The organism is Halarcobacter bivalviorum (assembly GCF_003346815.1).
In the GTDB taxonomy this organism is placed as follows: Bacteria; Campylobacterota; Campylobacteria; order Campylobacterales; family Arcobacteraceae; genus Halarcobacter; species Halarcobacter bivalviorum.
Genome location: NZ_CP031217.1, coordinates 1,422,995 through 1,438,000, shown reverse-complemented (window position 1 = coordinate 1,438,000; position 15,006 = coordinate 1,422,995). Strand labels below are relative to the sequence as shown.

The window sequence follows — 15,006 nt, the reverse complement described above, 5'->3', positions numbered from 1 at the left end:
AGTTATGATAAAAAATATTCTTGGTACAAATGATTTAATAGAGTTTTTAAGAGGTAAAAGAGCAACTTTTTTATTAGCAATAAGTAATACAAAAACTGCTGATATTGAAGGAATTACACAAGCTGGAATACCAGGGAAAATATATCTAACTCCTACATTAGATAGTGAGTTTTTAACATGTGGAGAAGTTAGAAGTTTAGAATCTATTGCAGAAACTCCTAAAGGCGTACCAACTCCGGCACTGCTTACAAGGGCTACTCATCTTTTAAAACCTTTTTCAAATATTGAAGTTTTAAACTTAGGAGTACAAGTATTACCTAAGATAGATTATTTTAAAACACATGATTTCAGTATTGCTCCTTCTGAAGATATTTCAACAGGTGCAAATATTGATGCAATGGATGTATTTAAAAAGGGTTTAGATTTTGGACAAGAGTTTGAGTGTAAAGATGATTATATTATTCTTGCTGAATCTGTTCCAAGTGGTACAACAACAGCCGCAACAACTGCTCTTGCTTTAGGTTATGAGTGTAAAGAGATGTTTAGTAGTAGTTTTAAAAATGTACCAAATGATATAAGAAATGAAACAATTGAAAAGGCACTTTCAAATATAAAAGAGAGTGATGATATTTTTGCCAGACTTTCAAAGGTATCAGATAATATGCTTATCTTTGTAGCAGGATTTCTTTTAGGTTTAAATAATCAAACAAAAGTAATTTTAGCTGGTGGTACTCAAATGGCTTGTGCTTTATTGATTGTAAATTCAGTTTTAAAACAGATGGAAGGACATTTAGAGACTTCAAATCTTGCTCTTTGTACTACAAAATGGGTTTATGAAGATGAAAAGAGTGATATAAAAGCACTTTTAGAATTAAATGATTTAAAAGTAAGTGCTTATTATGCTGACTTTGACTTTTCATTATCAGAACATCCTGCTTTAAAGCTTTATGATGAAGGGGAAGCAAAAGAGGGAGTTGGAGCAGGTGGTGCATTAACTTATGCTTTATTAAATGGAATTTCAAAAGAAGAGCTTACTCAAAAAGTAGAAAGTTTTTTAGGTTAAAAATGAAAATACTATATTTTGGTGGTCAAAAATCTGGTAAATCAAATCTAGCAGAAAAAAAGGCTTTAAGTCTAAGTTCTAAGAAACCATATTATCTAGCAACCTATGATAATAGTTTTAATGATAAAGAGATGCATAAAAGAATTGATAAGCATAAGCTTCAAAGAAAAGATGAATTCCTTACAATAGAAGAACCAAAAGATTTACTAAAGGTTTTACCAAAAAATTTAAAGGCTGAGGAAACTTTTTTAGTGGATTGTATGTCTATGTGGTTATTTAACAATATTCAAGAAGATGAAGAGTATTTAATAACTCAATTAGAAGAGATTTCAAAGCTTGATGCAAATATTGTTTTTGTTTTAAATGATGTAAACTCTGGAATCATTCCCTTTGATAGTGAAAGTAGAAAGTTTGTAGATATGACAGGAATTGTTGGACAAAAATTAGCACAGATTTGTGATGAAGTTTATGAAGTGAAGCTTGGCTTAGCAAGTAGATTAAAGTAAAGAAATGAAAAATATATCAATCTTTGGTACAAGTAGTGATGCTGGTAAATCTACAATCACTTTTGTAATAGCAAAAATTCTACAAAAGATGGGTTATAGTGTAGCTCCTTTTAAAGCTCAAAATGTTTCAAACAATGCTTTTGTTTGTGATGATGGTAGTGAAATAGCAGTAGCTCAATACTTTCAAGCAAAAGTTTTAGGAGTTGAAACCTCTTATCATCTAAATCCAGTACTTTTAAAATCAGGACGAGGAAGTTCTGCTTCTCTTATAGTTGAAGGTAAAGTTGTTACAAATAAAGATGTAAGAGAGTATTACCGAGACTTAGATTTACTTAAACCAGCTGTAAATAGATGTTTTAACTATCTTAATGAAAAGTATGATTGTATAGTTTGCGAAGGTGCAGGAAGTCCAGTAGAGCTTAATCTTATGGATAAAGACCTTTCAAATATTTATATGGCTGATGAGTTTGATACAAAAATTATACTTGTTGCAGATATTGAAAAAGGCGGAGTTTTTGCTTCTATTTATGGAGTTTACCATTTATTGCCCGAAAAACTTCGTAAGAATGTAATTGGTGTAATAGTAAACAAGTTTAGAGGAGATTTAACTCTTTTTGATGAAGGTGTTAGAATAATAGAAGAGGATTTTAAAATACCTGTTTTAGGGGTATTACCTTATACTCCTTTTAATTTAGGTTTTGAAGATTCTCAAAGCTTGAAAAACTACGCTCAAAATAGTAGAAATGCAATTTTAAATATAGCAGTTATTTTTTATCCGTATATGAGTAACTATAATGATTTTGAGCCTTTAATAGCCCATGAGCAAATCAATTTAGAGTTTGTAGAGACAAATATTTCATTAGATAAATTTGATATGGTAATAATGCCTGGTTCTAAACTTGTAATCAAAGATTTAAAATGGCTAAAAGAAAATGGCTTATTTGATAGAATAAAAGCATATCAAGGCAAACTTTTAGGTATCTGTGGTGGTTATGAGATGATGTTTGAAACTCTTAATGATTGTTATGCTTTAGAAAATGATAAGCCTACAAAAGAAGAGGGGTTTAGTTTCATAGATGATGAAATAGTTTTTGAAAAAGAGAAAACACTAGAAAAAGGAAGTTATGAAATCTTTGGTGTAGAGCTTGAAGGTTTTGAAATACATCACGGGAAGAGTAAAAAATATCCACTTTTTTATCAAAACAGAAATATCTATGGAACTTTTGTACATGGAGTTTTTGATTCAGATGAATTTAGAACTTATCTTTTTAAAGATTTACATCAAGAGTATAAAGAGTTTGATTTTAAAGCCTATAAAAAAGAGCATATAGATAGTTTTATTTGTTCTTTAGAAAAGAGATTAGATATAAAAAGAATAATAAATGAAATTAGTGAATAAAGATTTGATATTAGGACTAAAATTTGCCTTTAGTTACTTTTCAATAATACCAATAAAGTTTGATAATAATGTAGACTTATCAAAAAAAGAGATTATCAACTATTTAATGTTTTTTCTTCCTCTTGTGGGTGCTGTTTTATCTCTTGGGGCTTGTCTTGCTTTTTATCTTCTAGAAGATTTATCTTATCTTGGAGCAATTATTTGTGCTTTTTTATATATGATGTTTTATGGTTTTATTCATACTGAAGCTATTTTAGATGTGGTAGATGCTTTATACGCTAAACATAGTGGTAAAGATGCCTATAAAGTCATAAAAGAGCCTACAATTGGAGCTATGGGCTTTTTATATGCTTTAGGCTTTGTTTGTATTAAAGTAGCAGCCTTAGTGATGCTTTTTTTAAATCAAATGTATTTAGAAATAATTGCAATTGCTATTATAAGTAGAGTATCAGTACAGTTTATGACAAAAACAAATGAGTTTAAATCCTCTTTTGTAGGCTTAATGAAAAGCTCATTTACAAGCTTTAAAATAGCCTTTGCTCTTTATTTTATAGTATGTTTAGTTCTTATTGGTTTTAAAGCCTTTACACTATTTTTTATAGCTTTAGTTTTTACTTTTTTATTCTCACTATTTTTAGAAAAGAATCTTGGTTTTCTAAATGGGGATACTTTAGGTTTTAATTTGGAATTTGTTGAGATAGTTCTTTTTATAACAGTTTGCTTATTTTGGCTAAATTAAAAGAAAATCAATGGCTATTATAACTTTCCTAAGACATGCACCATTAGCTTTAAAAAATCAAAAGTGTTACAATGGACATATTGATTTAGAAATTGATACTTCACTTGTAGACTATAAAAAAATAGAAAGTTTACAAAAACAAAAATATGATTTAGTCTACTCTTCTGATTTAAAAAGATGTACACAAACTCTAGATTTACTAAAACTTTTTTATATAAAAGATGAAAGATTAAGGGAAATAAAGTTTAAAGATGAGTTTGAAGGGAAATCCTTTGATGAGATTTCAAAGATGCCCATCTATGATGAAAGATACTTATCTTCTTTTGAAGTTTGGCATGAGTTTATTGCTTTAGAATCAATTGAAAAGTACAAACAAAGAGTAAAAAACTTTTTAGCTACTCTTCCTAAAAATAAGGATATTTTAGTTTGTTCCCATGGAGGAACAATTAAGCTAATTCACTCTCTTTTAACAAATATAAAATATGAAGAGAGTAGTTATTCAATCTCATATTTGGAAAGCCTAGAGATTAAAATATAATCTAAGCTTATAATTAATAAATAAGTTTAATTAATAATAGTTTTAACTTATTTGATATATAATTCAACATTATAATGGTTTGATTTTTGATTTAACACTTTTTGGTAAGTGAGCAAAAACAATGGTAGTGCTTTCTATAAATTGACCGTTTTCCCAGATTGATATATCAACGGTCATACTCTTCTTATTGAAAGTTTTTAACTTTATTGTTTTATTATCCTGCTCATATTCAATATTCATTGAGTTTAAATCAATAAGTGGTTTTTTAGCCATCCTTCTCCTTCGTCAAACCATTATAAGCTATTTTTTTAAAAGGTATTTTACATGAAGCAATCTGAAACTATCAAACATATTCCTTCAAATAGACTTCAATTTTTTCCAATTATGATGTTTGCAGTTGTAATGGGATTTTCTGGACTTTCATTAGTTTTTTCAAAAATGGAAGAGATTTTATCTTTCTCTTATTTTATTTCTTTGGTTTTTACTATAGTTTCAACTCTACTTTTTTTTATAATTTTTTTTCTTTATGGAAAGAAGTTTTTTAAATATAAAGAGGAAGTAAAAAAAGAATTAGCTCATCCTATAAGAGTAAATTTTTTTGCTGCTTTTTCTATTTCTATGCTTTTATTGTCACTTTTATATAGAAATTTATGGCAAGAGTTATCTTTTGGCTTTTTTATTTTTGGAGCAGTAGTTCATATTTTCTTTACTTTTTATACTATTAAATATTGGATAAATAATAATCTTGAAGTACAACATTCAAATCCTGCTTGGTTTATCCCAATAGTTGGAAATATCATTGTTCCAATTGCTGGAAAAGGTTTTATTGATGATTCTATTTTATATTTTTATTTCTCAATAGGAATTTTCTTTTGGATAATTTTATTTGCTATTATTTTAAATAGAATTATCTTTCATAATCAATTTGCTGCAAAATTTATGCCAACACTATTTATTCTTATTGCTCCTCCTGCAATAGGGTTTATTTCATATATAAAACTTACTTCTTCTTTAGATTTTTTTGCACATATTCTTTATAGTTTGGCTCTATTTTTTACTATCTTAGTATTTGTGATGTACAAAAACTATATAAATATTAAATTCTTTATCTCATGGTGGGCTTTTACTTTCCCTATGGCAGCAGTTACTTTAGCGACTTTGTTGATGTATGATTTAACTTCTAATAGTTTTTATGCTGTTTTATCTTATATTTTAGCTTTTATTACAACTTTTGTGGTATTTTTAGTTGCAAAAGAGACTATTAAACATATGTTTAAAAAAGAGATATGTATAATGGAGTAATCTTCTTTTAGAAAGGATAATAATGAAATATAGATATATAGGAAGAAGTGGTTTAAGAGTTACTCCAATTTGTTTAGGAACAATGACATTTGGTTCTACTACAACAAAAGAAGAAGCTTTTAAAATAATGGATAAAGCATATGATAGAGGAATAAATTTTTTAGATACTGCTGAACTTTATCCCGTACCTCCAAAAGCAGATACAGCAGGAATTACAGAAGAGATAGTAGGGGAGTGGTTAAAAACAAAACCTAGAGAATCAGTTATTTTAGCTACAAAAGTAGCTGGAGCTGCTTCTGGATGGTTTGTACCTCCAATTAGACATGGCTTAACTTCTATTGATTCATTTCATATTAAAAGAGCAGTTGAAAAGAGTCTAAAAAAACTTCAAACAGATTATATTGACCTTTACCAAATGCACTGGCCTGATACAGTTGTACCAGTTGAAGAGAGTATGAAAGCTTTTGATGAGCTAGTACGTGAAGGAAAAGTAAGATATTTAGGAACTTCAAATGATAGTGCCTATGGTCTAACAAAAGCAAATGAAGTTTCAAAATATAATAATTTAGCTAGATTTGAGTCTATTCAAAATAACTTTTCTCTTTTAAATCCAAGATTTCATGATGAGTTAGCAAATGTATGCCGTAGAGAAAATATTTCACTACTTCCATACTCTCCAATAGGTGGAGGAGTTTTAAGTGGTAAATATAATGGTGGTTTTTATCCAGAAGATTCAAGATTTGGTATTTATATGAAAAACAAAAGTACAAGAGTACAAGCTATGGCAAATAGATTTGTAAATGATAAAACTTTAGAAGCTACAAAAAGATATATGTATCTTGCAGATGAGTATGGAATATCTCCTGTAACACTTGCAGTGGCTTATTCTATGCATTTTGATTTTATTGCTTCAACTATTATTGGAGCAAGAGTTTTATCTCAACTTGATGACTCTTTTGCTGCATTTGATTTCAAAATTGATAATGAATTAATGGGAAAAATAGAAGAGATTCAAAAAGATATCTTATATCCAATGGGTTAATATTTATAGGGAAAGTTCCCTATAAATATCTATTCTGTAATATCTTCACCTTTTACATGAATTTGATGTCCTTCTCCTGCATCAAACACTGCACTATATGAACCTTTTGGTATATTAAAAGTTATTTCACTATTTTCATTCATTTTTGTTTCTAAAATCTTTTTATCACCTTGTAATATAAAAAAGTTTACACCACTAGCACTACTTCCATCACTAAAACCACCCTCACAAGTGATAGTATTATCTCCATTATTAAAGCAACTCATTAAAGCACTATGTGCAAATAAGAAGTTACTTAATAAAGCCAAACCTATTAATGTTTTTTTCATTTTTTATCCTTTGTTTTTAATTTTTAAGCCACCATTCCAATTTTGATTTTTTTGTGGGAATAGGGCAATTATTATTGTAGTTAAGACTACACTTATATAAAAATAACTCATTGCCTCAAAACCACTCCAATCAAAAGTATTCCCTAAAGTAAATATTAGTGAAGCAAGAGTTATTCCTAAAAAGATTGGAAAGAAAATAGCAAATAACATCCACTTGTAACTATTAGTTTGCATTTTTACAACAATCATAGTTGCAATACAAGGTGGAGTTAAAATCATGAAAATTATAATTGCAGTAGCATGAAGAGGAGTATATCCACTATTTAAAGCCATAGCTTCTTCTGCTCTCATATTATCTGCTTTATTGTTTTCATATAAAGAACCAAGAGTTGCTACTGCACTCTCTCTTGCTGCGAAAGAGCTTAAAAAGGCAACATTTATCTTCCAGTCAAATCCAGCAAATTGAGAAAATGGTTCAATGGCACGACCTGTCATACCAAGTAAAGAGTTCTCTACTTTTTCATTTTTCATCTCTCTTAAAATAGCTTTTCTTTTTGAAGAGAGATCTCTAAGTGCTTTATTTATTTTTTTTGCTTCTTTATCCCTTTTTGGTTTTATATATTTAAAGAAAGGTTCATTTTTTATTAAGAATTTTCCATCAAGAGCTTTTGCAGCTTCATTTGAAGAGATTGTCATTCTTTTTGCTCTATAGTTATCATAATAGTTTAATAAGGCTATTACTTCTTCTTTTGTATTAATCTCTTCATAATAGATAGAATCTTTAACTTTCTTATCAAAATTATTTAGAGCAAGGATAGATTTATTTTCAAACTCAATTTTTGATTCCTCTTTTAAGCCTGGAAATTGAAGCATGGCAAAAAGTATAATAGCTACAGCAAGAACAATAGTCACAACTTTTTTAATATATATCCATACTCTTTGACTAGCTCTAATTATCACACCTTTAAAAGTAGGTAGATGATAAGGAGGTAATTCCATTAAAAAAGGAGCAGTCTCTCTTGTTTTTAAAATCGTACTAGTAATAAATTTTGCAACAATCATTGCAATAAATAGTGTAATAGTAGAGATAAAAAACATCATTATTGCCATATCAGGTTTAAAAAAGGCTCCTAAAAGAAGGGTATAAAATGGTACTTTTGCAAGGCAATTCATATATGGAACAGAGAATATTGTAGCCATTCTTGCTCTTTCATCAGCAATCCCTTTTGTGGACATTACCCCTGGCACAGCACAACCTCCAACCATAGCTCCACCTAAAACTAAAGGAAGAGTAGATTGCCCATGAAGCCCAAATCTTCTAAAAACTCTATCTAAAATAAAAGCCATTCTAGGCATATATCCTACATCTTCCATAATTGCAATAAGTGCAAAAAGTATAAAAAAGATAGGAAGATAGTTCATAAGAGCATTTGCACTATTTACCATCCAAATACCAAAATCTGTAATCATAGGAACATCAGTAAAATTAGCCTCAGGTAAAATATCAATTACAAAGTTTTTAAATGAAGCTAAAATAGGCCAAGTATAATCTGTAAGTTTATATCCCCATACAATAGAAATTTGATAAACCATAAACATAAAAAAGATTAGAATAGGAATAGCAAGGTATCTATTTAATATGATTTTATCAGCTTTATCTGTAAGGGTCTCTTTACCTTTATTTGTCTCTTGTATTGTTTTATGAAAAATAATATCGGCTGCTTCATATCTATAAGAAGCTAGAAAAGAGGCTGGATCTTTATCATAATTATTATGAAAAGAGTTTTCTTCTTTTTTAATAAGCTCTTCAATATCTATAACATCTTCTTTTAATCTATCTACAATAGTTTTATCATTTTCTAAAGCTTTGATAGCTAACCATCTTCTATTTTGAAGTGCATTAGTTTTAGAAATTTTAGATTCAACATTCTTTATATGGTGTTCAAACTCATCATAATTTATTTTAAATTCATTATAGTTGTTTTCATTTTTAGAAGTCTCTACAATACATTTCATAATATCTTCAGCACCAAGACCCTTTGCTCCACTTGCTTCTACAACAGGGCAATTTAGCATCTCAGATATTTTCTTTGAGTTGATTTTTATGCCTCTTCTTGTAGCAACATCCATCATATTTAAAATAACTACTACAGGTTTACCAATCTCAAGTAGTTGGAAAGTTAAATACAAATTTCTTTTAATATTTGAAGCATCAATAACATTCACTATTACATCAGGATTTTCATCTAAAATAAAATCTTTTGCAACTCTCTCTTCTAAAGAGTAAGAGCTAAAAGAGTAAGTACCTGGTAAATCAACCATCTCAATTCGGTGTTTATCATAAGTAAAATATCCAGTCTTTTTATCTACAGTTACTCCTGGATAATTTGCTATATGTTGTTCTATTCCACTTACTAAGTTAAAGATAGTTGATTTTCCACAATTGGGTTGACCAGCAAGAGCTACTTTGATTTTTTTCATTAAACTACTTCCTCTATCTCAATAAGTTTTGCTTCACTTCTTCTTATACTTAGATGATAATTATGAAGTTTTAGTTGCATAGGGTCAAAAAGTGGTGCTTCTCTGATTATTTCAACTTCAACATTATTTATAAAACCCATATCAAGAAGTTTGTGTAAAAGCTTTCCTTTAGTATGAAGTTTTTTTATTTTTGCTTTCTGTCCATTTTTTAAAAGAGCTAAACTTTTAATATCACTTTGCATAGTTTTAGTCATTTCTTTTTTGTTCCACAATTTTTGCTACCACAATTGCAACCATTGTTTTTAAATATTTTATTAAATAAGTAAAAAGCTGCAAGTAGAGCAATGATTATAATGATTAGATTTTCCAAGAGAGTCCTTTATAGGTATAATTATGATAATTACTATCAATAAATTAAAAAGAAATAGTAATATTAATAAACTTTACATATACTTAAAATTGAATTATTCATGATAATAAAAAATCAAAAAACTTATTAATAATTAATATTTGATAACAATTATCAGTTTTGTTTAAAGATAGAAAAGCTATAATTATGAGAATTATTATCAAGGAGTTTAATTTGCCTTTTTTATTACCTTTAGCTACAATACTTACAGCAGCAATTACTGTTAAAACATTAGATAAAACATCTAAAAAAATCAGTAAAAGAAAAGCAAGGAAAACAAAAAATGAAATTTGATAAAGAACTTCAACGAGAAGCTGCAAAAATAGGTATGACAGCAACTCTAGGTGTAACAGTAGTAACATCTTTATTTATGAAAAATAGTGCAGCAAAAAAAGCACATATAATTGCGGGTTCTGCATTTTGTGGTTTTGCTTTATGGCATACTTTTCTTTATGATTCAAAAAGTAAAAAAGCTATTAAATCAGTAGAAGTTGAGAATAAAGAGAATTAAATAATATAGTTATTATCAAAAATAACTCTATCTCTTCCTTCTTTTTTTGCTTGATAAAGTAAAGTATCTGCTTTTTTCTTAGTTTCAAGATAGCTTTCATATTTATATCTAAAGCTAACTCCCGCACTAAACTCAATATTAATACTTATATCTCTATATTTAAATTTTGTAGAATCAATAAGAGTTTTCACTCTTTTAATATATTTATAAAGCTCTTTTTCTTCTTCATAATTAATTAAAGCAATAAACTCTTCTCCACCATATCTAGCTACTGTATCTTCTTTTCTTGTTAAGCTTTTTAAAATGCTTCCAAAAGTTTTTAAAACAGTATCTCCAAATGAGTGTCCATAGGTATCGTTTATTTGTTTGAAATGGTCTATATCATAAAAAACTATGGCATATTTTGAGTTGAATATTTCATGTTTTTTTTCTATTTTTTTAACTTCTTCTTCATAAGCTCTTCTATTTAATAAAGAAGTTAGAAAATCTATAGATTTCTCTTTTTTTACAATGGCAAGCTCTTTTTGAAGGTTATCTATCTTTTCATTTAAACTATTGAACTTTTGTTTACTTTCCCCTAGGATAATTCTATTATCTTGCATTGAGTTTTCTATACTATAAATAGTATCAATAAGTTTAGATTGAAGTTGTCCCAGTTCTCTTTGTGAAGAGTTTGAAATATTTAATTCTTGAAGTTCATTTTTAATATTTTCTATTTTTTCACTAGCATTAGAACTCTCTAAAATAGTTTTATCAAAATATTTTTCCATTAAAGTACTAAGTTTAATAATATCATCTGTTTTATTTTTAAGAACTTGTCTATCAGCATTTACTCTATTTTTTGTAATAGTTATTAACTGATCAATTGAATCTTTTTTTAATAAATCAACTGGATTTTTTGAAATCATTTCAATAAAACTATTTATTTTATCATCATTATTAAAATCAATTGAAGGCATAATTATTTCTGATAAATTTTCAACAAAATATTGTAAATTTGTTTGAAAAATATTATCACATCCAGCTAATAATGGTAGCTCTTTCTCTTTTACTGTATCCAATGTAATTTTCATAATCTCTTTAGTACTTTTATTCACTAGAGTATTTTCCTTTAATTAAAATGCAAAGTATAACCGAAAGTATATTTATAATTATTTAAATTATAAAGTAATTTCTGTAATTTTGCTTTTTTAGAATTATTAGCTTTACTAATAATATAAAAATAAAAGTTACTATATAATCACAAAAATAGATTTAGTAGAAGTATGATGAAAGATAATTTAGAAAAAGAAGCTTATAGATTAAGATTTGAGTATTTTAATACTTATGAAAAAAAAGAGAATAAATGGCATGAAACTTATAAAAAACATCAACTATATGATGTTGTTGTAAAAAGCTTAGATTATAAGTTTCATGAGATAGGTCAGGCAATGCCAAAACTTCTTGAAGATATAAAAACATAATGGTTTTTTTATAGAAGAAATTAGTTAAACTTAAATATTATCTCTAAAACCTGCAAAGGCACTTTCAACACTTGGAATATTTTTATAATGAGTTTTAGTTAATCTTACATTTTTAGTTTTAAGATCACAAATTGCAATTCTAAAATTAGAACCCATAAATGGTTCTACTACACAAATTATTTCATCTCCAATCTGTCTTGTTGCATACACAGTTCCTTGAAGAGAATTAAAAAAGTATTTTGGATAACTTAATGGTGTTATTTCAACAATATCAATAGATTCTTGATTTTCTAGCGTTTGAACTATATCCATAGCATCTTCATAACTATCAAATTGAATACACCAATCATCAAAATATTTATTAAAATGTTCTAAATCTTCATCTAGAAATCCACCAGCTAAAGATTGTAAAGCAAAAATAGACACAAATCCCCTTAAATATATTAGTTTAAAACTAATTTTAACATATTTTGATTTTAAATATTGAATATATAAGAGTGGTATAGTTAAGCATATGATAAAAATTATACATAAACAGTATATTTTAACTTTGGTCAAACTTAAAACTGTGACATCAGTCGTGACACATTTTTGATATAGTTTTGATACAATTTTTTATAATTGTTAAGAAGATGATTATTTTTGTAATTAAATAATTTAATTAAAGGTATATAATGATAAAAGCATTTCTTTCTCATTCTAGCAAGGATAAGAGTTCTTATGTTAGGTTGGTAGCAGACAAGTTAAAGAATAAGTTAAGTATTCACTATGATGAATATACATTTGAAGCGGGAAACCTTACATTAGACGAAATTATGGATAGTCTAAAAAAAACTGATTTATTTGTTTTTTTTATATCAGATTCATCTTTAAATTCTGAATGGGTAAAAAAAGAACTATTAGTTGCAGAGAAAAGATTAGGAAAAGGGATTAGCCAGTTTTATCCTGTAATTATAGATAAAAATATTACATTTGAAGATAAAAGAATTCCCGATTGGCTAAAACAAAATTATAATTTAAAATATGTTTCAAAACCAACTATTTCAGCAAAAAGAATAGAACAAAAGCTAAGGCAAATTTCATTAGAAAAACATCCTAAATTAAAAAAGAAAAATAATTTATGTATTGGTAGAAACAAGATTCTTGATGAGTTTGAAGAAAGAATAGATGACTATTCTAAAAAAACTCCTAAGTGTATAGTTACCTCAGGCTTTCCTCAGATAGGTAGAAGAACTTTTTTGAAATTTGCAATGGAGAAAACTGATATTTGTAAACAATATTATTTACCTTATACTATTTATTTAGATATAAATGATAGTATTGAAGATTTTATTTTAAAAATTAATGATTTAGGTTATTTAGATATTGATTCAAAACTTCATAATTTACTTATGAAGAGCCAAGAATATAAAGTTCAATTGGCAGTAACAGTTTTAAAAGAATTACAAGATAACAATGAAATAGTTATTGTTCTTGATAATGGTGCAATTATAAATTATGAAAGGAAAATATCAAAATGGTTTAAAGATATTATCCTTTCTGAAGATCTTTCAGATAAGACTGTTATATGTACTGCATCAAAATATAAAGTTAATTTCTCTGAATTAAATAGTGATGAATTTTTTTCTATACATGTTGATGATTTATCTGTATCTGAGAGAAAAAGATTATTTAAACGCTTATTAGAAATATATGAAATAAATTTAAGTATAGATGACTTTATTTTAATAAGTAATCAATTTCAGGGTTTTCCAGAACAAATATTATATACTGTAGATTTTATTGCTAGAACAAATATTGAAAATGTAAAAGATAATCTTCATTTAATTAGAGAATTTAATGATGAAAAAGCATCAATGCTAATTAAACATTATAATGAGAATGAGCCTATATTGTCTTTTATTAGATTAATAGCACAATTTGAAATTATTAGCTTAGATTTCTTATTTAATATTGTTGATTCTAAAGTATTTATGCCTATTTTAGAACAATTAGTAACAGAAAATATTTGTGAATATTTTGGATATGATGGCCAGTTTATAAGGTTAAATGATTCTATCAGAGATTATATTATAAGAAATAAATTAGAAGTTAAAGAAGAGTTTAAAGAGAAAGTTAAAGAACATGTAATTGATTTTATTAAATCAGATAATAAGTATGAATTTGATTCTTCAGATTTCTTGTTTTCAATAAAAGAAGCAATATTAAATGAAGAAATAATTGATGAAACTTTACTTTTCCCTTCACATTTTTTAAGAACAATGAAAGATTTGTATCATAATAGAAATTATACACGGGTAATTGAATTAGCTGATAAAGTCCTTGAAAAAGAAGATTTTATTGATTATTATTTGGTAAATGATATAAAATACTATTTATGTCTTGCTTTAGCTAAGAGTAGAGAAAAAAGGGTACTTTCAGAAGTACAAAGATTAAATGGAGATCAACATAATTTTATTTTAGGATATTATTATAGAATAATAGGAAAATATGATTTGGCTATTGAGAGATTAAATAGAATAGTTAATTCAAAATATATACAAGCAAGAGCAAAAAGAGAAATGGTTCATATCTATATTCAAACAGAAGGGTATTCTAATGCATTAACATATGCAAAAGAAAATTATCTTGAAAATAAAAATAATATATATCATATATTACTTTACTTCACATGTATAATTTATAGCGATAAAAACCAAAATAATAAAAGTATAGCTTACCAATTAGCTACAGAACTAGAAGAGAAAAGTGAAGAAATACAAACAGATATGGGTAGAAGAGCACAAGCTTTATGTGTTGCTATTTATGAAAAAAATCATGAAAAATCAATACTTTTGATTAATGAAGCTATTTATGCATTTAAAGACAGTCATTATCCTTTATTAACAAAGTTCGATATTGCTACTTTTTTCAATGATATTAAATCAATGAAAGAAGCTATTTTTTCTTTAGAAGAATTTAATTTAAATGGAACAATTTCATTAAGAACGTATATTAAACAAAAAGCTTACTTGCTTGCTAGTGAAGGAGATTTATCATCAGCAATAGCTTTAGTAAATAAAGAGTTAAAATCATATCCAGATGAATCTAAAGATTTTATTTTACAAAAATTAAATAAATTATCAAATAAATAATAAAATATTAGTTCTCTAAATTTATTTGTAATTTTAATTTTATATGAGAAGATTTTTATAGTTTAGATTAGAATTAAAGAATAGGAAACT

At 26.8% G+C, this 15,006-nt stretch carries 17 protein-coding genes; 10 read left to right on the top strand and 7 right to left on the bottom strand.

The window, feature by feature from the left end:
* Nucleotides 1-4 precede the first annotated feature (4 nt).
* From cobT to ABIV_RS07290, 5 genes are read left to right on the top strand one after another with little or no spacing between them, the layout of a single operon-like run.
* Nucleotides 5-1,063 carry a nicotinate mononucleotide-dependent phosphoribosyltransferase CobT gene (cobT, locus tag ABIV_RS07310; RefSeq protein ID WP_114839242.1) on the top strand — a complete coding sequence of 353 codons (1,059 nt, stop codon included), beginning with the start codon at nucleotides 5-7 and terminating at the stop codon, nucleotides 1,061-1,063.
* 2 nt (nucleotides 1,064-1,065) lie between these two features.
* Nucleotides 1,066-1,569 (top strand): bifunctional adenosylcobinamide kinase/adenosylcobinamide-phosphate guanylyltransferase, encoded by a 504-nt coding sequence (locus ABIV_RS07305; protein ID WP_114839241.1) that lies wholly within the window; start codon nucleotides 1,066-1,068, stop codon nucleotides 1,567-1,569.
* 4 nt (nucleotides 1,570-1,573) lie between these two features.
* Nucleotides 1,574-2,968, top strand: coding sequence for a cobyric acid synthase (locus tag ABIV_RS07300; RefSeq protein WP_114839240.1), 1,395 nt, complete (start codon nucleotides 1,574-1,576; stop codon nucleotides 2,966-2,968).
* Nucleotides 2,952-3,707: an adenosylcobinamide-GDP ribazoletransferase gene (locus ABIV_RS07295; RefSeq protein ID WP_114839239.1), complete on the top strand. Its 756-nt coding sequence runs from the start codon at nucleotides 2,952-2,954 to the stop codon at nucleotides 3,705-3,707. The genes ABIV_RS07300 and ABIV_RS07295 overlap by 17 nt, the downstream gene beginning before the upstream one ends.
* Before the next feature lie 10 nt (nucleotides 3,708-3,717).
* The gene (locus tag ABIV_RS07290) at nucleotides 3,718-4,245 is read left to right on the top strand and encodes a histidine phosphatase family protein (protein ID WP_114839238.1); all 528 of its coding nucleotides are present in this window, start codon (nucleotides 3,718-3,720) and stop codon (nucleotides 4,243-4,245) included.
* A gap of 69 nt (nucleotides 4,246-4,314) precedes the next feature.
* Here the strand turns inward: ABIV_RS07290 and ABIV_RS07285 are convergent, their stop codons facing one another.
* Nucleotides 4,315-4,518: a malate dehydrogenase gene (locus ABIV_RS07285; RefSeq protein ID WP_114839237.1), complete on the bottom strand. Its 204-nt coding sequence runs from the start codon at nucleotides 4,516-4,518 to the stop codon at nucleotides 4,315-4,317.
* Nucleotides 4,519-4,569: 51 nt separating this feature from the next.
* Between ABIV_RS07285 and ABIV_RS07280 the strand changes: the two genes are divergently transcribed.
* Nucleotides 4,570-5,547, top strand: coding sequence for an SLAC1 anion channel family protein (locus tag ABIV_RS07280; protein WP_114839236.1), 978 nt, complete (start codon nucleotides 4,570-4,572; stop codon nucleotides 5,545-5,547).
* Nucleotides 5,548-5,569: 22 nt separating this feature from the next.
* The gene (locus tag ABIV_RS07275) at nucleotides 5,570-6,589 is read left to right on the top strand and encodes an aldo/keto reductase (protein ID WP_114839235.1); all 1,020 of its coding nucleotides are present in this window, start codon (nucleotides 5,570-5,572) and stop codon (nucleotides 6,587-6,589) included.
* A 29-nt stretch (nucleotides 6,590-6,618) separates the two neighbouring features.
* On the opposite strand, the gene ABIV_RS07270 is transcribed toward ABIV_RS07275, so the two are convergent.
* From ABIV_RS07270 to ABIV_RS13815, 4 genes are read right to left on the bottom strand one after another with little or no spacing between them, the layout of a single operon-like run.
* Nucleotides 6,619-6,918, bottom strand: a complete 300-nt coding sequence (locus ABIV_RS07270) for a hypothetical protein (protein WP_114839234.1) — start codon at nucleotides 6,916-6,918, stop codon at nucleotides 6,619-6,621.
* A gap of 3 nt (nucleotides 6,919-6,921) precedes the next feature.
* On the bottom strand, nucleotides 6,922-9,399 hold the full coding sequence (gene feoB, locus ABIV_RS07265) for a ferrous iron transport protein B (protein WP_114839233.1): 2,478 nt from the start codon (nucleotides 9,397-9,399) through the stop codon (nucleotides 6,922-6,924).
* Nucleotides 9,399-9,653, bottom strand: coding sequence for a FeoA family protein (locus ABIV_RS07260; RefSeq protein ID WP_228254270.1), 255 nt, complete (start codon nucleotides 9,651-9,653; stop codon nucleotides 9,399-9,401). The genes feoB and ABIV_RS07260 overlap by 1 nt, the downstream gene beginning before the upstream one ends.
* Nucleotides 9,650-9,769, bottom strand: a complete 120-nt coding sequence (locus tag ABIV_RS13815; protein WP_114839232.1) for a FeoB-associated Cys-rich membrane protein — start codon at nucleotides 9,767-9,769, stop codon at nucleotides 9,650-9,652. Before ABIV_RS13815 ends, ABIV_RS07260 begins: the two co-directional genes overlap by 4 nt.
* 322 nt (nucleotides 9,770-10,091) lie before the next feature.
* Here ABIV_RS13815 and ABIV_RS07250 point away from each other — a divergent pair, with 322 nt between their 5' ends.
* Nucleotides 10,092-10,319 (top strand): hypothetical protein, encoded by a 228-nt coding sequence (locus ABIV_RS07250; protein WP_114839231.1) that lies wholly within the window; start codon nucleotides 10,092-10,094, stop codon nucleotides 10,317-10,319.
* On the opposite strand, the gene ABIV_RS07245 is transcribed toward ABIV_RS07250, so the two are convergent.
* A complete protein-coding gene (locus ABIV_RS07245) occupies nucleotides 10,316-11,416 on the bottom strand; it encodes a GGDEF domain-containing protein (RefSeq protein WP_114839230.1) in 1,101 nt (366 codons plus the stop codon). The genes ABIV_RS07250 and ABIV_RS07245 overlap by 4 nt on opposite strands.
* 171 nt (nucleotides 11,417-11,587) lie before the next feature.
* Between ABIV_RS07245 and ABIV_RS07240 the strand changes: the two genes are divergently transcribed.
* Nucleotides 11,588-11,782, top strand: a complete 195-nt coding sequence (locus ABIV_RS07240; protein WP_228254269.1) for a hypothetical protein — start codon at nucleotides 11,588-11,590, stop codon at nucleotides 11,780-11,782.
* 30 nt (nucleotides 11,783-11,812) lie between these two features.
* Here the strand turns inward: ABIV_RS07240 and ABIV_RS07235 are convergent, their stop codons facing one another.
* Nucleotides 11,813-12,208, bottom strand: a complete 396-nt coding sequence (locus tag ABIV_RS07235) for a hypothetical protein (RefSeq protein WP_114839228.1) — start codon at nucleotides 12,206-12,208, stop codon at nucleotides 11,813-11,815.
* A 248-nt stretch (nucleotides 12,209-12,456) separates the two neighbouring features.
* Here ABIV_RS07235 and ABIV_RS07230 point away from each other — a divergent pair, with 248 nt between their 5' ends.
* A complete protein-coding gene (locus ABIV_RS07230; protein ID WP_114839227.1) occupies nucleotides 12,457-14,916 on the top strand; it encodes a toll/interleukin-1 receptor domain-containing protein in 2,460 nt (819 codons plus the stop codon).
* The last annotated feature ends 90 nt before the right edge of the window (nucleotides 14,917-15,006 follow it).